Consider the following 17,317-nt stretch of genomic DNA (forward strand, 5'->3'; position numbering starts at 1 on the left):
AAGCAAATTCTGTAACTGTTCAAACTCATGGGCCGGTTTGGTCGCAAAATGCTGTTCAAACTGTTCCTGTAGGGTATTTAAGGCAGTTTTTGCCTCAGATAGACCCCGATCGTTCGCCTGAATCAGTTGACGTATTCGCTGTTCTTCTGTCGCATCTTGTAATACTAAAAACTCAATCAGTTCAGGGGAATAGTCAGGATGATCATTGAGCCAGTGTTGAACTTGGGCATATATATTCGTATATTCCTGCTGAACATGCTGCCGGGTCGCCTGAAATTGAGAAATTTTGGATTGCTGCTGCTGATAGTTTTGCTGAAGTCCTTCAAAATATTGCTGTTTTTCCAAGCAGGATTGTTCCAGTATGGAAAGCTGTTGCGTAAGGTCATCCAGCCAATGTTGGGCCTGTTCATAAGTTTGTCCGGCAACTTTCAGCGTTAATTCTTTAACCTGTGCAACATTATCTAGACCTTGCTGCTTGAGCTGTTCCAGCTCTTGCTCTAATTGAACAATTTGCGTATTTAAATATTGATATTGAAGCTGTTGAGGCTGTAATTTTAGGTTTAGCTGCTCTACTGAGCCTTTATGAGTATTTAGCTGCTCAAGCTGTAACAAGCGATTCTGGAAGACCTGATAAATATGTTGTGCTTCTTGAAGGCTATTGTCATGCCAGTCTGAATGTTGACTTGAAGGCAGTTTCTCTAAAATTGGAGTAGCGAGCTGTTGTAATTGCTGTGCACGGGTACATTGTGCTCGAAGCTTTTCGAGTTGCCGAACCAATTCATTATACTGCGACTGGGTCTTTTGAGTTTCTGTAATATTAAAATCAAGCTGTTCACGTACTTTAAGCTGAACCTGTTGTAGCTCTCCTAGTTTTAAAAGCAATTGTTCGGGGGGCTGTTCCCATAGAAGCTCTAGCCCGGAAAAACTGTATTTGTGCTGAAGCTGCTGTTGTAATTGCTGTATCTGTTCAAGAGAGTACTGCTGCTGTTGCTGCAAATGTGACAGGACGGTTTCCTGTTTTAGATATTGCTGCCGGGCAGCCAGCCACTGATTTTGAGCCTCCTGTTCTTTTTGCAGATAATTTTTTTCCTGCTGTTCCTGTATAGCCAGCAATGATTTCTCAAGTGAATGCTGCTGTTCACGATAAGGATGCTGCTGGCTGCCGCAGACCATACACGGTTCATCTGGCTGCAGAGCTGCACGTAACTGCTCAATATTTTCTGAAAAGAGTAGACGCTGTTGCTGTAATTGCTTCTGTAACAGTTCACGCTCTTTCTTGTCATGCTCATAAGCTGAGTGCTGTTCCAGCATTGCAGTGTGCAGCTCTTGAATCTCACTTTTTAATTGATGAATATTCTGGTCGAGGCTTTGATGTTCACTATAGTGTATCTGCCAACGTTCCAGCTGGTGTTGGAGCTGTTCAAACTGATAGGTGCGTTCCAGCTGTTGCTCACGCTGCTGATACAAATCACGCAGTTCTTTCTCAAGCTGGTTGGCATTACCTGCATGTTGAACCAGTTTATGAAGTTGCTGTTCAATTGAATCCTGCTGGATTTGAAGATGGACAATTTGATCTTGCGTGTACAGTTCCGATGCCTGTTGAGCCTGAGCTATATAGGCTTTCAGGTGCTGTAAACTAGCTTGCGGTTCACTATCAAAACCGCACAATTGCTGGCTTTGTGCAAGTTGCTGCTGTAGTTGCTGCTGTATATTTTCCAGCTGCTGATATTGTTGCTGTGCCTGCTGTAACTGTTCAAGTTGCTGCTGTTGTTCAGCAGTTTTTTCCTTAAGTTTATTGCGTATCTGCGTATACTGACTCTCAATTAGCTTCCGCTGGTCCAATAACTGCTTGGCCTGATTCAAATAGGGAGCTAGCTGGTTCTGACGCAGCTTTTCATCTTCTACTGCAGTTCTGGCTGCCTGACAGCTTTTTTGTGCTGTCTGATACTCTTCACAAACCTGCTGGAACAACTGCTGGTGTTGAGAAATTTGTTTTTCAAGATTCTGCAATTGCTGCTCACAGCGTTTTTGCTGAAGCAGGACTGGACGAATGGAGGCGAACTGCTCAAGCTGTTGTAAACGCTGGCGCTGTTCACCCAGCTTCTGGTTGGCATCCAGCTGGACCTGATAAAACTCCTGCTTGGCCTGTATCTGAGTGTAGAGCAGGTCGTGACTTTTATGCCATTGCAGCTCATTTCTTAAAATCTGGCGCTGTTGCTCAAGTTGCTGCACTTGCTGTTGTCGTGCTTTATATTGATCTTCGAGTTGCGCCATCTGTTCAGTACTGAGCAGCTCTACATGGCCAATCAGCTCATTTAATTTTTCTCGCTGTATCCGGACCATTTTGGTCCGTTCAAACGCAGCCTTACCCACCAGACTGAAAATATTGGAATTGGTCAGGTATTCCAGTAAGTCAGCCCGCTCATTGTCTTTGGCTTTTAAAAAAGCTCCAACTTCTGACTGCGCCAGAAGTACGGCCCGGGTAAACTGTTCAAAGCTCAGGCCAATCAGCTCCAATACCTGTTTATCACACTCTTTAGCCTTGTCTGTAAGCATGTTGCCATCAGTGACACAGACCAATGCACGCTGCACTGCCTGTAATTTACCTTCGGCATGTCCGCGTGCACGTTTTAATTCCCAGCGGGCAATATAGCGTTTCTGGTTCTGGGCGATGAACTCAAGCTCACTATAGGCATGGGCTGTTCCTCGCCGCAGGATATTGAGAGTTGAATCAATCTGTACGTCTTGGCCACTGACATCCTTGAGCTTACCTTCATGGGTTTTTAATCTGGGAATTTTATTAAATAATGCCAGACACATCGCATCCAGCAGGGTCGATTTTCCTGCACCTGTGGCGCCAGTAATAGCAATCAGACCAGCATGCTGTAGAGGGTCAGCCTCAAAATCGATTTCCTGTTCACCCGCCAAAGAAGCCAGATTCTGGAGTTTTAGGCGTACAATTTTCATGTATTATCCGCCGTTTTCACTTTATGTTCTGACTGCTGTGCATCTTGCAGTAGTGTCATAAAATCTTGCTTGACCTGTTCATCCTGACTATAGCCCATTTTTTGCCATAACTGTTCAAAGAGCTGTTCAGGGGTTGGCGGTGCCAGATCAATTTTAGATGCATGAACTTCAGATGAACTCTGCTGTAAATATTTTCGGCTAATCCGCACCAGCCGATAGCGCTCGGGTGGGAGCAGATCTTCAATTTTTTTGCGTAAGTCAGGTGGAGGCGGAGTCAGGCTATAATATTCAATATCAAGATAATCACGCTGGTCGATATCAGAAATTTCTCCTGCAGGTAGTAAGGTAAGCTGCGTTAATACCTCATCGAGTTCACCGCTCAAGCGGTGTAGCTGTACAGTACGCGGAATATAAAGCGGATTCATCTCGAGTCTATTCTCAGATAGATCCGGATCAATATTGACCTCAAGTACCTGATGTTTATAGTTGAGTTCGCTAAATGAAAGAGGAATCGGAGAGCCACTATAACGGACATGTGGAGACTGGACTTTCTGTGGTTTATGTAGATGACCCAAAGCCACATAATCAATTTCAGGGCTAAACAGTTCAGTCGAAAGTGCTTCATGGTTGCCAATAATGATGGGCCGTTCCGACTCTTTAGATTCATCAGCACCCTGCATATGTGCATGAGACATAAGAATTAATGCCTGATCTGCAGTTTTACGCTGCAAGGCCTCCTTAATAAGTGCCTGATGTATGTATTCGATTGCCTGCTGGCTGTCTTGGGTTGCTTCACCATGACCGGTAATTTCAGCCGGGCGTAAAAAGGGCAGTGCAATACACCAGGCAACTATTTCTTGATATTCATTATGAATAGGTAAAATCAGCCGGTCGAAATCAAGACGATGCTCGGTATTCCAGCGCACGATACCGACTGTTTTTGCATTGTATTTCTCAAGTAAAGGTTCAACCTGTTCAAGACGATAACCAGAGTCATGGTTGCCGGCAATCATCAGGGTTTGCATATGGGGAGCAGCAGAGTGCGCATCGGCCAGAAATTGATAGAGCTGCTTTTGAGCACTAGATGCCGGATTAATCACATCAAAAACATCACCAGCAATTAGTAGCGCATGTGGCTGTTTGTCTTTAATCTGTTCTATAAGCCAGGTCAGAAACTGTTGATGTTCATACTGCCGCGAATGATTATAGAAAAACTGCCCCAAGTGCCAATCTGAAGTATGAAAAAAACGTACCGCCATGCCTGCCCCAAAACTCAATGCTACCACTGCAAGGCTATACTATAAGCATTTCCGCCTGTACTTGGCTAGTTGCCAGCAGATAATCTATTGTATGTCAGCTTAAAACTTATAAGGATAAATAAATAGAAATAAAGGGTTTTAAAGTAGCAAGCTAAAATATACAGGCAAAATAAAAGCCGACGATTCGAGTGATGAGTAAATCGTCGGCCAAGGAAGGAAACTTCGATGAGTGATACCAAGATATACACTCGCCATGAAGTTCAAGTTATTGCTTTGATAAGTAAAGGCCACCGTAAACAGATGCGGATGCCATGCATCGTTTGCGGTTGCTGCTGGCCTTGTACCCTATATAACGTAATGTCCTCGGATTTGGTTGACAAAGAAATGCAAAAAAATTAAAAAAACTTTTTATCCGGCTTATACTGAAAAAAATCTGTTGTTTTAGGACTGGTCAAATGCCCTCGCTTACAAGATATTATTTGCAGTTTTTCCTTTGGTGTTTGGGACTTACCTTAGTGGTAGGCGTGGTCGCTGCATTATTACCGGCGGGTCTGGGCGGTATCTTGACTATTATTCCTTATATGGCCGCGATGATCATTACCCTATACAAGTTTTTAAATCAACAGGGCCGTGCGCCAAGCCAGCGGGAAAGAAAAAGGCTGACTTTGGGATTTACCCTGATATTTTGGGGTTATAACCTGAGTTTTCTGGTTCTAGGTTTAGTGTGGTTTTCAAGAAAAGATCCGGAAATATGGCAGAATTTTATGCTGTATCTTCAGCACCCGCAATTTTTGAGTCTGGTTGTAATTATGTGTCTGCTCATGGCCATTCCTTTATATTTACTGACATACTGGTTCTATGGACCACAAGCCCAGCGTATGGCTCAGCATAAATTTGGCTCATCTGACTAAAAAATATAAGAGGACTACATGATGCAGCAGAAACCACAGGTATTAATCACCGGTGCCAGCGGTTTTATTGGCCAACATCTTGCTGCTTACCTGATTCAGCAGGGTTATCAGGTGATTGGTCTGACACGTAATCCAAATAGAAGCTCTTCTCAGGCCGGTTTGCGATATATTCACCGTTTGGAACAGATCAGTCAGGAACCGATTGATTATGTAATTAATCTGGCAGGTGAGAATATTGGCCAGTCACGCTGGACAGAAAAGCGCAAACTTGAACTGATCAATAGCCGGATTGAGACAACACGTCAAGTATTTGAATGGCTACAACAGAACAGGATACAGCCACATCGCATCATTTCAGGTTCTGCGATAGGGTACTATGGTATTGATCCACAAGAACAGTGGAGCGGATACTGTAATGAAAGCTCACCGCCGCAGGATATCTTTATGTCCGAGCTATGTCAGCGGTGGGAACATCAGGCAAAAAACAATCCCGGACAACAGGTTAGTATTATCAGGCTTGGAGTAGCCTTTGCCAGAAACGGCGGGATATTGCCACAGATGCTTATGCCAATCCGTTTTAATCTGGTCGGCAAGATCGGTCATGGCCTTCAGCCGATAACCTGGATTCATATTAATGATGTGGTGCGTGCCATTACATTTATTTTACAGCAGCGTGAGGCAAAGGCAGTCTATAACCTGGTAGCGCCAGAACAGGGCACTCAGAGAAAATTTGCTGAAATAGCTGCTGCTAAATTACATAAAAAACCATTGTTGAGTATGCCAGCCTGTGTATTGAAAACAATGCTGGGTGAACAGTCACAACTGGTATTAAATGGGCAGTTTGTAATGCCTCAAGCTTTATTGGAACAAGGCTTTGAGTTTCAATATCCAGATTTAAATAGTGCACTTACCGATCTTTTAGATGAGAAATGATCATCTGCTTTTAGCTGGCCGTTGAGTGAACCCTATCATAGCTTTGAGGAATTAAGCGTTCAGGTGAATAAACTTGAGGCTCAACCAGGGGCGGCTGCTTAAGAATGAGCTGACGCAGCAGGCGGGCAGATGCAGGTCCCATGCAGAGACCATTACGGAAGTGCCCAAAATTCGCCCATAAATTATTAATATCCGGTATTTTTCCGATGTAAGGGATACCTTCTGGAGAACCGGGACGCAGTCCAGCCCACTGTTTCACAATAGGAAATTGAGCCAGTTCAGGCACCATTTCCAGAGATGCAGTTAAAATACTTTCTGAAGTCTGAGAATTTATAGAAGTATTAAAACCCTGATGAGCCATGCTCGAACCACAGACAATATGGCCATCAGAACGTGGTATCAGATACATTACCCGGTTCATGCACATGGTCGGTAACCAGTTCTCCGGTGTCTTGAACAGAATCATCTGTCCATGTACCGGTTGTACCGGTAACTGGATATTTAACTGTCTAGACCACTGTTCAGACCAGGCACCTGTAGTCAGTACAAACTGATCGGCCTGGAAGCTACGAAGATTCTGGTCTCGTACAGCTACAATCTGTCCATGTTGAATATCAAGCTGTTGAATTGCTGTATTTTCGAAAAACTGCACGTTAGGATGCGTTTTTAAATAATTCTGAATGGATTGTAATAGCCGTGGATTACGAATATTAGCAAGCTGAGGGAAATAGAGGGCTTCTTTAAAACCAGATGCAATATGCGGATTAATCTGACGAAGCCGCTCATGCTGTACAAGCTCACAGATTTGCATTGGCTCCTGAAATTGCTGGCTATAACTCAGGCCCTGCCTAAAATCTTCCTGGTCAAAAATCAGCATACCGGTTTCATGAATCTGAAAATCTATTCCTGAAACCGGTTGCAACTTCTGGTTCCATTCCTGGTATAAAGCTTTGCCAAATTGAGCCAGCTGGTTTACGGCGGGTGCATAACGCCAGGGATACATTGGAGAGAGGATTCCACCGCCTGCCCAAGAGGCACTCCCGCTGTAGGGCTGATCAAAAATATCAACTGAACAGCCCTGTTCTATAAGCTCAAGTGCCGTAAGCAGTCCACTGATTCCGGCTCCAATAATGGCAATCTTCATTATCCTGTCCGAATTTTACTGCATGGCTTTAAGTTTAAGCGCTGCTTCTTCAGCAAAATAGGTCCAGATTCCATCCGCACCAGCCCGACGGCAGCAAAGTAATGATTCAAGGATGGCACTGTCGGACAGCCAGCCATTCTGGATCGCGCCTGCCAGCATCGCATATTCGCCACTTACCTGATAAATAAAAGTAGGTACACCGAAAGTATCTTTCACCTCTCGAACAATGTCGAGATATGGCATACCTGGCTTGACAATCACCATGTCTGCACCTTCCTGCAGGTCTAGGGCAATTTCATGCAGGGCTTCGGCACGGTTACCTACGTCCATCTGGTAATTATATTTATTCCCACCTTTCAGATTGCTGGCTGAGCCTACCGCATCGCGAAAAGGGCCATAGAAACTAGAAGCATATTTTGCTGAATAGGCCATGATACTGGTATAAATATGTCCATTGGCTTCAAGCGCCTGACGGATTGCACCAATGCGTCCATCCATCATGTCACTCGGTGCAATTACATCTGCACCTGCTTCAGCATGGCTTAATGCCTGCTTGATCAGGCATTCTACAGTCTCATCATTAAGTACATAGCCACTAGCATCAATAATACCGTCCTGGCCATGAGTCGTATACGGGTCAAGTGCACCATCCGTGATAAGTACCATATCAGGTAACTCTTTTTTCAGCAGGCGAACAGTAGTTTGCACCAGACCATCTTCATGCCATGCAGCCTCAGCTGTCAGGCTTTTATCTTCTTGAGGCGTCACCGGGAATAATGCCAGCTTGGAAACTCCGAGTTCCAGAAGACGTTCCGCTTTTTTTAGTAATAGGTCTGCAGAGAGGCGCTGTACATTCGGCATGCTTGGAATATCCTGGTTCTGATTTTGTCCAGGTAACACAAATACGGGATAAATCAAATGATCAGCTGTTAGTTGCGTTTCCCTGACCATTGATCTCATTTTTTCATTTTTTCGAATACGACGCATGCGGGTGGCAGGAAATGCAGGACGATTGAACGTATAAGTCATAACAATCTCGATCATCAGTATTAAACTACCCACTATTGTAGACCCATAATCTGGGTTTAGGGCGACGGTATTTATTTATTTATTCAATAAAGGTAATTCGGGCAAATGGTTAACGAGACAAATAAAAGCTGGACTGGCAATATTCATCTGGGCTCGAAAGTCGATATTGATGTGGTGCTCAAACAGTTATGCAAGGCATTTAATAGTTCTCCCTATTTTCAGCATAATGGCATGACTATGCGGGTCATTGAAGGGCAAATTGAGGGTTACATTGAAATGCAGCCTTATATGATCGGTAACGTGGCTTTCCAGATTCTGCATGGCGGTGTGGCTGCAACTTTGCTGGACAGTATCGGTGGTATTGTCGCCATGGGTGAGCTATATAAGCGCGCGCCTGCAGAGCAACTGGTAGATACCATTAAAAAAGTCTCCCGACTGGCGACTGTTGATATGCGGGTTGATTATCTGGCTCCGGGCCGTGGACAGCATTTTATTGCCCGTGCTGAAACGCTCAGATTAGGACGTAAAGGCTGTACCATGCGTATGACTATGATCAATGATGAAAACAAGGCGATTGCCACAGCAATTGCGTCTTATGCCTATTAGAAAAACAGTTAAAGCAAGATGGCCTGATGCAGATGAGATAAAACCGGCTTTGGAGTTAAATGCTAAAACTTCTTTAAAATTGTAGTTTCTATTTGGAGAATCGGCAGAGCTTTCTCATATAAAGAGAACTTGCCAGTTACATTTTTTTTGCGACATTTATTTTAAAGCTGCATTAAAATCCATCTCCTTCTCCAAAGCCCTGCATGAAAAACAAGCCCCAAATAAAAGTTGGATAGGCTCCAGACAAGGTCTTTTCATCCATACAGTGCTTTGGTCCATATTCAAAAGGAATAGCCTATGACTGATGCTCAAGCTCATGATCTCGACCCGGCGCAAGTCACTTCTTCTGGCGATCTCCCTCCTCCCAATAAAAGAAAAAAACTTCTTAAAATTGTAGCGATTCTCTTTATTGTCGCGGTGCTGATCTATGCATTGTGGATGTACTTTGCCAGCCGTTCGGTTTCTACAGATAATGCCTACGTAGGGGCCGATACTGCCCAGATTACCTCTATGGTGAACGGACAGGTTACAGAAGTGCTGGTCAAGGATACCCAACAAGTCAAACAGGGAGATGTACTGGTACGTATTGATCCGCGTGATGCCAAAATTGCTCTGGTGCAGGCACAGGCAGAACTAGCCAAAGCCAAACGACAATATAACCAAACCTCGGCCAACAGCCAGTCCCTAAATTCACAGGTGTCGGTACGCGCTGATGAGATTGCCAGTGCTCAGGCACAGGTTAAGAAGGCAGAGGCTGATCTTGCTAAGGCTCAGGCTGATTATGAACGCCGTCGCAAGCTCTCAGAAACAGGCGCAATTTCCAAAGAAGAAATGAGCAGTGCGCAAACCGTGTTAGATACCGCACGAGCTAGCTTGACCTTGGCACAAGCGGGGCTGTCTCAAGCTGAGGCTAACCGTAAAGCAGCACAAAGCACACTGGCCGCCAACGAAGCACTGATTCGCGGTGCTACTGAACGCTCTACTCCTGATGTGCTGATTGCCCAGGCACGGGTAGAGCAGGCGATGCTCGATCTGGAACGGACAGAAGTACATGCGCCACTTGATGGTGTGGTTAGCCGCCGTAATGTGCAGGTCGGACAGCGTGTAGCGCCAGGAAACTCACTCATGGTGGTGGTTCCTGTGGCCCAGCTTTATGTCGATGCTAATTTTAAAGAAAGTCAGCTGGCAAAAGTCAGAACCGGTCAGGCTGTAGAGCTGATATCAGATTTCTATGGTGATGAGGTGGTTTATCATGGCAAGGTTTTAGGCTTCTCCGGGGGAACTGGAGCTGCTTTTGCTTTAATTCCAGCCCAGAATGCCACAGGAAACTGGATCAAGGTGGTTCAACGTCTACCAGTACGGATTGCACTTGACCCGAAAGAGCTGGCACAGCATCCGCTCAGGGTAGGGCTGTCCATGAACGCAACGGTTGACCTGACCAGGTAATTCAATATGAATAGCCAAAGCACACCTTTTGCCGACCTTAAAGGCGGACGGCTGCTGATTGCAGCGCTGGTGCTGGCACTGGCTAACTTTATGGTGGTCCTTGATACCACCATCGCCAATGTCTCATTACCACATATTACTGGAAGCCTTGCTGTTTCAAGTACACAAGGTACCTGGGTAATTACTTCCTATGCTGTTGCCGAAGCAATCTGCGTACCATTAACCGGCTGGCTGGCTGGCCGCTTTGGAGTGGTCCGTACCTTTGTTGCCTGCGTCATCGGGTTTACTGTCTTTTCAGTATTATGCGGCCTTTCAAACAGCCTGGCCTTGCTGGTCATTTGCCGTATCGGGCAGGGGCTTTTTGGCGGGCCGATCATGCCACTGAGCCAGACTCTGCTTATGCGGATTTTCCCGCAGGAAAAACATGCACAGGCGATGGGTCTCTGGGCGATGACTACCGTCATTGGACCAATTCTTGGACCAATTCTTGGCGGTACAATCAGTGATAATATTTCCTGGCACTGGATTTTCTTTATTAATATTCCAGTCGGTATTATTTGCGCTTTAGGAGCAGTGAGCCTACTCAAAAGTGCTGAAACTCCATTAAATAAGCTCAAGATTGATCATATCGGACTTATCCTGCTGGTAATCTGGATTGGTGCCCTGCAATTGATGTTGGATCTGGGTCATGAACATGACTGGTTTCACAGCAATATTATCAACAGTCTGGCTGCAGTTGCGATTGCCGGATTTATCGTATTTTTAATCTGGGAAATTACCGAACATAATCCGATCGTAAATGTACGGGTCTTCAGGCATCGGGGATTCACGATTTCAGTACTGGCCTTATCGTTTGGTTTTGGTGCATTTTTTGGCAGTATTGTGCTGATTCCACAGTGGCTACAGATCAATATTGGCTATACTGCGACTTGGGCCGGATATGTGACAGCAACAATGGGTTTTGGCAGCCTGACCATGTCTCCTGTGGTTGCCAAGCTTTCTACCCGTTATGATCAGCGTGCCTTGGCGTGTTTCGGTCTGTTAGTCTTGGGCGGAGTAACCTTTATGCGAGCACTCTGGACCTCGGAAGCAGACTTTATGGCATTGGCAATTCCACAGATTCTACAAGGTTTTGCAGTGCCATTTTTTTTCATTCCATTGTCGAATATTGCTCTGGCATCGGTATTGCCTCAGGAAATAGCCTCTGCTGCTGGTCTGATGAGTTTTATGCGAACGATGGCAGGTGCAATAGGTGCTTCTATGTCTGCCACGATGTGGGATGATCATGCCAAACTGGCACGCAGTGAAATTGTGTCGAGCTTGAACCCTGAACCGGCACAACATACATTAGTCCAAAGTGGTATGAGTCCGGAAGGTGCTTTAGCGATGATTTCCAACCTGGTAAACAAAGAGGCACTCACATTAGCGGCTGACCATGTGTTTTTACTATTTTCACTGGTATTTGTTGTATCTGGCCTGATTATCTGGTTGTGTCCAAAACCAAAAACAGGCGCTGCAGCGGGGCCAACACACTGATGAAAAAACCAGGCTTGGCCTGGTTTTTTATTATTTACTCTTGTTGAATTAGCTTAGGTCGGACCGTACCCGCTGTAGGGCATCTTTCCAGCGCGCTAAATGTTGCTGACGCTCATCTTCTGACATTTGCGGTATAAATTCTCGCTCCAGTTGCCAGGAAGCTGAAAGATCATCCAGACTATTAAATACTCCAGCTTTTAGCCCCGCCATGGCTGCGGCGCCCCATGCCGTCGATTCCTGTAGTTTAGGCCGTAACACTGGCACATTCAGCAAATCTGCCTGAAACTGCATCATCATATCATTGCAACTGGCTCCACCATCTACACGCAGTTCTTTTAAGGGCTGATCCAGATCAGCCTGCATTGCAGATAATACATCAGAAACTTGAAAGGCAATTGCTTCTAGCGAAGCACGTGCAATATGCGCTTTTGTAGTTCCGCGTGACATACCACAAATCATGGCCCGTGCTTCACTATCCCAATGCGGTGCGCCTAATCCGGTAAAAGCAGGCACTAAAACTACACCTTCACTGGATTTAACCTGTGCTGCCAGTTTTTCAGTATCACTGCTTTTTTGAATGATCCCTAAACCATCACGTAGCCACTGCATAATTGCACCCGCCATAAAGACACTCCCTTCGAGTGCATAATGGGCTTGATACTGGCATTGCCAGGCTAAGGTGGTCAGCAGCTTGTTCTGACTGAACTGGATGTCAGTGCCTGTATTAAATAACATGAAACAGCCTGTACCATAGGTATTCTTGGCTGTACCTGCCTCAAAGCAGGATTGGCCAAATAGTGCAGCCTGTTGATCACCTAAAACTCCCATAATTGGAATGGTTGAGCCCAAAAGTCCACTGGCGGTATCTGCAACATAGCAGTCAGACGAGATAATTTTAGGTAATACGGAACATGGAATATTAAACAGCTCTAAAAGCTCTTCATCCCAACTTTGGGTTTGCAGATTCATGAGCATGGTTCGTGAAGCATTACTCGCTTCGATGACATGTTCAGCACCTTGTGTCAGATTCCAGATTAACCAGCTGTCAATTGTTCCAAACGCTAAATGTCCCTGATCAGCCAGTGTACGCAGTCCCTCGACATGTTCGAGTAACCAGACCAATTTGCTTGCACTGAAATAAGGATCAATTCGCAGTCCGGTTTTTTCCTGGATTAACTGCATGTGGCCCTGTTCAATCATCTGATTACACCAGTCGGATGCACGACGGTCCTGCCATACAATGGCAGAAGTAAGTGCCTGACCAGTACGTTTATCCCATACGACCGTAGTTTCACGTTGGTTGGTTAAACCTAAGGCTTTAATATCCTTCGCCAGCAAATTTGCTGAGGCGAGTGCCTGCTGAACTACGGCAATTTGTGTAGTCCAGATTTCCTGTGCATCCTGTTCCACCCAACCGGAATGAGGAGTCTGTATATGAATTTCACGCTGTGCAGTGGCATGAATGCGGCCTGATTCATCAAAAACAATTGCCCGGCTGGAAGTTGTTCCCTGATCGAGTGCTAATAAATAACTCATGTTTTTATAAGAAGAACTTGAAAAATAAAATACTACCGCAATTATAGTATTAAACCTATCTCGCTCTTGATTTTAATGAATTACAGCATGGTAAATCAGTAAAAGTATGCTAAGATAGGAACGTAACTTGGGGGTGTCTCTGGCTTCGACGCTGGTGATGAAACTCATAGATGCATGCCGAGAGCGCATTTTCTCTCGTAAATCAAATTTGCATTTTTTAGTCGCAAACGACGAATCATACGCTCTAGCTGCCTAAGGGCAGCTTGTCCGCCTCTCTGAATACTTGTGGTTAGGGAGTCCGACTGAAGCGCACGCACACAAGTCCGTATAAAACCAAGCCTCGGGGTTTTGTACTAAATTAAGAGGATCGCGATTTGTACCCTGTTCGTCGGGTCACAAAGAGTTAAAAAAGTAGACGATATCTAAGCATGTAGTATTCTCGAGTGTAGTGCTGGCGGACGCGGGTTCGACTCCCGCCACCTCCACCAAAATTCTTAATTGTCATTCGTTCACATGATGACATATCAATCTAAAAGCCTTAACTATCAATAGTTAGGGCTTTTTTTATGCCTTTACATTCTGCATTATTCGTAAACATAGCGTTGGCTCATTTGTATGGTGTTTTGTATGTTTGAGTTTAATGATGTGTGACCATACACGGAAAAGGTTTATTGTGTTTAAAGAAGATATTTCAAAATTTCCCATGGCGGATACGGTACTAAAAGCCTTAGAGACAAATAAGGCTGAAGAGCGTATTAATGACGGCGATAATTTATATTTTGTTATCAAAAGAGATGGCAAAAAGCGTTGGGAATTTAGGTATAAAAAGCCATCTACGGGTAAGTGGACATTTATAGGTCTAGGATCATATCCGCAAGTTAGTGGTAAGTTAGCAAGACAAAAAGCTATTGAAGCTCGAAATCAACTCTCTGATGGTTTTGACCCGAAAGAAGCTAAAGATCAACTAAAACAAGATCAAATTAAGAAAAGTAATGGTGAATTCTCATTCCAAAAACTTGCTGAAGAATATTGTGCAAGTAAAACTTGGACAAATGATACTCGTGTTCGAAATGAAGGAGCACTAAGAAATCATGTCTATCCTCTCATGGGAAGTCTTGATTATCGGACAATTAAAAAAGTTGAATGGCTTGATTTGTTTAAGACGGTTCAGAAAAAACTGCATCCTAAAACAAAGAAGCCGATTGTTGAGATGGGGCAACGTGTTTGTGCTTTATGCCGTGATATTTATGATTTAGCTGAAGTGACAGGTCGGGTAGATCAGAATCCTGTTGCTAATATTCATAAGCATCTTGAAAAACATGTAAGTGTAAATATGCCTCATGTTTCTGAAAAAGAATTACCTGATCTTTTGGTTAAGGTCATAAATTATCCAACACGACAAACTGCAATTGGTTTACAGCTAGCATTAATGTTGGGTACTCGACCAAATGAAATTCGCCGTGCTGAATGGTCTGAATTTGATTTTGAAGAAAAATTATGGGTAATTCCTGCACATAAAATGAAGAAGCGTGTTGAACATACGATTCCACTGTCATCACAAGTTATAGAGTTGTTAACAGAGTTAAAAGCATACAGTGGTTCAAGCCCTTACTTATTTAGAGGGCGAAATTCAGGTAAAGAACCTATCTCGAATGCCACACTGGGAAATGCTTTAAAAAAAATGGGCTATAACGGTAAGCAAACACCACATGGATTTCGACATATTATGAGTACAGCATTACGTGAGCGAGGTTTTCGACGTGAGTGGGTTGAATCAGCGTTGGCGCATAAATTGGGTGGTGTTGAAGGCGTTTATAACAAAGCTTTATATCTAGAGCAACGTAGAAAGATGATGCAAATCTGGTCTGACTATTTAGATGCTTTAGCAAATGGTAAACCATTTGAGTTTGATAATTTCGATATGGATAGAATGACAGAATATTCTTGGAATGATATTGGTTTAGAAAAAAACAAATTCAATGCAAAACAACTAAGAGTTCTTCAGTCCTTTATTGAAGCTATGGCTCAAGATGATGATATGTCTGAAGAGGAGGCTGCATGATGTCTTATGTGGATTACGCAATGGCTATGGACTTAATTTCTGGAAAAACAAAGCAGCAATGTAATGCGTTTACAATCTTGCATTATATTAAAAATCAACTTTTAGACTTATTTTTTGAGACTGATGGTGAGTTTGATGCTTGTGAATGTTTAATATCGGATACAGAAGATGATTCTTCAATTATTGCTCGCCGTATATTTCCTGAACATCAGGACTATTTAAGATTAAATATTTTAGAAATGACGGATGCAAATTTATTTGAATTCATAACCAGTAACGGTCAATTAAAAGTTACATTATTTAAAAAAGCCGATATTGGCTTAGATTACATTTTATTGCCTGAAAAGTTAGAGGTTAAAAGGAACTTAATCAATTCTGAGACTAAAGAAGCTAAACAACTATTGATAGAAATTGAGCCTTTATATAGTGAAGGTGCTAATCCTATTCATTTGTCTTCTGTTATTGCACTTTTAGGCATCATACAAAACAAAGTTTTTGAATTAAAGGACGTGAAGTTCAGTCTTGATCAAATCGAAAAATTACAAAATAAGCCTATTATTGAGCAAAATCCGAAAGCTAGAGGCTCTCAGATTAAAGTTGCAGATCAAAATTGGATATGTAACTTCTCTATCGCTTTGGCAAAAGAGTTTAAAGATTCTGTGCCTGAGTTAAACAAATATGAAGTCTCCAAACTAATCATGAAAAGTCTTGCTTCTTTTGACGTAGCTCGCGAAGTAGAAACTATCGAAGGTTGGATTTCGCCATTATTTCCATTGAATCCAGTAGGTAGACCTCCAAAATTTGATAAAAAAGATTAATAAATATTCAAAAAAACTGATTGATCAAAAAATAATTAGGATCTCAGGAATTTATTTCCTGAGATTTTTGTTCTTATTTCACGTGAATCCAATAATAAACCTCATCAGCACAATGCTGTAAATGAGGTAACAATGAACATCCAACCAATTCGACTCACCAAGAAAGATACTGCTAAAGCTTTAGGTTTAAGTACTGATGGCTTGGATAAGTTAATGAAAAGAGATTCAACCTTTCCAAGAGCCTATAAGTTTGGAAGTTCAATGCAATCAAAATCTTATTTTGATTATTGCGAGATTCTGAAGTGGCATGAATCTCAAAAGTTGATGGTGTAAGTTGGAGAGATAAATGAAAGTGACAGTCCTTACTTTAAATGAGTACTTTGAAGTCTATACAGAATGTGAAATTACAGGTGAACTTACATCCAATACTTCAATTGTGTTTACGGCGGTACATCATGGTGAAAAAGTGATTCTGATTAATACGGCGTTTGAAAGTTACTTAATTCAAAGTACTAGTTAGGAAAAGTGCAGTGCAAGAAATGTATAGCATTTGGAATGCGGCGCTATTGTTAACAGCGGAATTAAATAAGCGAACTACAAAACAGTGGTGGTCTTATTTGAAACATAATCCACGAAAGTGGCAAGAACAGGACGGTTTTCTCATCAATTATCACTTGATTGATGGTGAGCTGTTCTACACAAAGGCAGGTTTAAAAGCCTTCATTAATGCTCATAAGCAGGAAACTAAAGGAGAAGTGCATGGACGCTTTAAATGAACTCGAAGTAATTTTACGTGATAACACAACTGTCACGGGTACTGATGCAATGAGGGAATTTATTAAATGTGAGGTGGCGAATGTTATCGAGCATGCCGATACAGGGGATGTCACGGTAGATCTCAGTACCCCATCAGGTATTCAAGGAGCAGCAGAATTGATTTTTTATCATATTGAAGCTGCAACGGAGGTAAAAATTGATATTGCGTTCATTGTTGATGAGATTTGTAGTCAATTAAAGAGACGCAAATAACAAAACGGTGATGCAGTAAAAAAAGGAGATGCTGAAACATC

General features: G+C 43.2%; 16 protein-coding genes and 1 other RNA gene. 12 read left to right on the forward strand and 5 right to left on the reverse strand.

Annotated features, from left to right (window positions below; genetic code table 11):
* Together B3X18_RS08835 and B3X18_RS08840 are read right to left on the reverse strand one after the other, a co-directional pair.
* On the reverse strand, positions 1 to 2,967 hold a 2,967-nt coding region (locus tag B3X18_RS08835; RefSeq protein ID WP_286935417.1), incomplete at its 3' end, for an AAA family ATPase.
* Positions 2,964 to 4,226 (reverse strand): exonuclease SbcCD subunit D C-terminal domain-containing protein, encoded by a 1,263-nt coding sequence (locus tag B3X18_RS08840; protein ID WP_005027472.1) that lies wholly within the window; start codon positions 4,224 to 4,226, stop codon positions 2,964 to 2,966. The genes B3X18_RS08835 and B3X18_RS08840, both read right to left, overlap by 4 nt.
* A 455-nt stretch (positions 4,227 to 4,681) precedes the next feature.
* Between B3X18_RS08840 and B3X18_RS08845 the strand changes: the two genes are divergently transcribed.
* Entirely contained in the window at positions 4,682 to 5,137 is a 456-nt protein-coding gene (locus B3X18_RS08845) for an ABZJ_00895 family protein (protein ID WP_005027469.1), read from the forward strand.
* A gap of 18 nt (positions 5,138 to 5,155) precedes the next feature.
* Positions 5,156 to 6,070 carry a TIGR01777 family oxidoreductase gene (locus B3X18_RS08850; RefSeq protein WP_005027467.1) on the forward strand — a complete coding sequence of 305 codons (915 nt, stop codon included), beginning with the start codon at positions 5,156 to 5,158 and terminating at the stop codon, positions 6,068 to 6,070.
* Between the two features lie 10 nt (positions 6,071 to 6,080).
* Here the strand turns inward: B3X18_RS08850 and B3X18_RS08855 are convergent, their stop codons facing one another.
* Together B3X18_RS08855 and hemB are read right to left on the reverse strand one after the other, a co-directional pair.
* Positions 6,081 to 7,214 carry an NAD(P)/FAD-dependent oxidoreductase gene (locus B3X18_RS08855; protein ID WP_005027466.1) on the reverse strand — a complete coding sequence of 378 codons (1,134 nt, stop codon included), beginning with the start codon at positions 7,212 to 7,214 and terminating at the stop codon, positions 6,081 to 6,083.
* 15 nt (positions 7,215 to 7,229) lie between these two features.
* Positions 7,230 to 8,243 (reverse strand): porphobilinogen synthase, encoded by a 1,014-nt coding sequence (gene hemB / locus B3X18_RS08860; protein WP_034671009.1) that lies wholly within the window; start codon positions 8,241 to 8,243, stop codon positions 7,230 to 7,232.
* A 105-nt stretch (positions 8,244 to 8,348) separates the two neighbouring features.
* Between hemB and B3X18_RS08865 the strand changes: the two genes are divergently transcribed.
* From B3X18_RS08865 to B3X18_RS08875, 3 genes are all read left to right on the forward strand, one after another.
* Complete coding sequence (locus B3X18_RS08865) at positions 8,349 to 8,849, forward strand: thioesterase family protein (RefSeq protein ID WP_034670996.1); 501 nt, start codon at positions 8,349 to 8,351, stop codon at positions 8,847 to 8,849.
* A gap of 297 nt (positions 8,850 to 9,146) precedes the next feature.
* Positions 9,147 to 10,295 carry an HlyD family efflux transporter periplasmic adaptor subunit gene (locus B3X18_RS08870; protein ID WP_005027458.1) on the forward strand — a complete coding sequence of 383 codons (1,149 nt, stop codon included), beginning with the start codon at positions 9,147 to 9,149 and terminating at the stop codon, positions 10,293 to 10,295.
* Between the two features lie 6 nt (positions 10,296 to 10,301).
* On the forward strand, positions 10,302 to 11,831 hold the full coding sequence (locus B3X18_RS08875; protein WP_005027456.1) for a DHA2 family efflux MFS transporter permease subunit: 1,530 nt from the start codon (positions 10,302 to 10,304) through the stop codon (positions 11,829 to 11,831).
* 48 nt (positions 11,832 to 11,879) lie between these two features.
* Here B3X18_RS08875 and glpK read toward each other — a convergent pair whose 3' ends face one another.
* Entirely contained in the window at positions 11,880 to 13,367 is a 1,488-nt protein-coding gene (gene glpK / locus B3X18_RS08880; protein WP_005027454.1) for a glycerol kinase GlpK, read from the reverse strand.
* A gap of 129 nt (positions 13,368 to 13,496) precedes the next feature.
* On the opposite strand from glpK, the gene ssrA reads away from it, so the two are divergent.
* The 7 genes from ssrA (at position 13,497) to B3X18_RS08915 (ending at position 17,276) form a co-directional block, all read left to right on the forward strand.
* Positions 13,497 to 13,855: a transfer-messenger RNA gene (gene ssrA / locus B3X18_RS08885) on the forward strand.
* A 152-nt stretch (positions 13,856 to 14,007) separates the two neighbouring features.
* Positions 14,008 to 15,429 carry a tyrosine-type recombinase/integrase gene (locus B3X18_RS08890; RefSeq protein ID WP_228133636.1) on the forward strand — a complete coding sequence of 474 codons (1,422 nt, stop codon included), beginning with the start codon at positions 14,008 to 14,010 and terminating at the stop codon, positions 15,427 to 15,429.
* On the forward strand, positions 15,426 to 16,247 hold the full coding sequence (locus B3X18_RS08895; protein ID WP_139880566.1) for a hypothetical protein: 822 nt from the start codon (positions 15,426 to 15,428) through the stop codon (positions 16,245 to 16,247). The genes B3X18_RS08890 and B3X18_RS08895 overlap by 4 nt, the downstream gene beginning before the upstream one ends.
* A gap of 132 nt (positions 16,248 to 16,379) precedes the next feature.
* Positions 16,380 to 16,580: a helix-turn-helix transcriptional regulator gene (locus B3X18_RS08900; RefSeq protein WP_051590408.1), complete on the forward strand. Its 201-nt coding sequence runs from the start codon at positions 16,380 to 16,382 to the stop codon at positions 16,578 to 16,580.
* A gap of 13 nt (positions 16,581 to 16,593) precedes the next feature.
* A complete protein-coding gene (locus tag B3X18_RS08905) occupies positions 16,594 to 16,767 on the forward strand; it encodes a hypothetical protein (protein ID WP_155756791.1) in 174 nt (57 codons plus the stop codon).
* A 19-nt stretch (positions 16,768 to 16,786) separates the two neighbouring features.
* Positions 16,787 to 17,023: a hypothetical protein gene (locus tag B3X18_RS08910; protein ID WP_034671310.1), complete on the forward strand. Its 237-nt coding sequence runs from the start codon at positions 16,787 to 16,789 to the stop codon at positions 17,021 to 17,023.
* Entirely contained in the window at positions 17,007 to 17,276 is a 270-nt protein-coding gene (locus B3X18_RS08915; RefSeq protein ID WP_034671305.1) for a hypothetical protein, read from the forward strand. Before B3X18_RS08910 ends, B3X18_RS08915 begins: the two co-directional genes overlap by 17 nt.
* The last annotated feature ends 41 nt before the right edge of the window (positions 17,277 to 17,317 follow it).

It is taken from the genome of Acinetobacter sp. UBA6571 (assembly GCF_002434085.1).
Taxonomy (GTDB): Bacteria; Pseudomonadota; Gammaproteobacteria; order Pseudomonadales; family Moraxellaceae; genus Acinetobacter; species Acinetobacter radioresistens.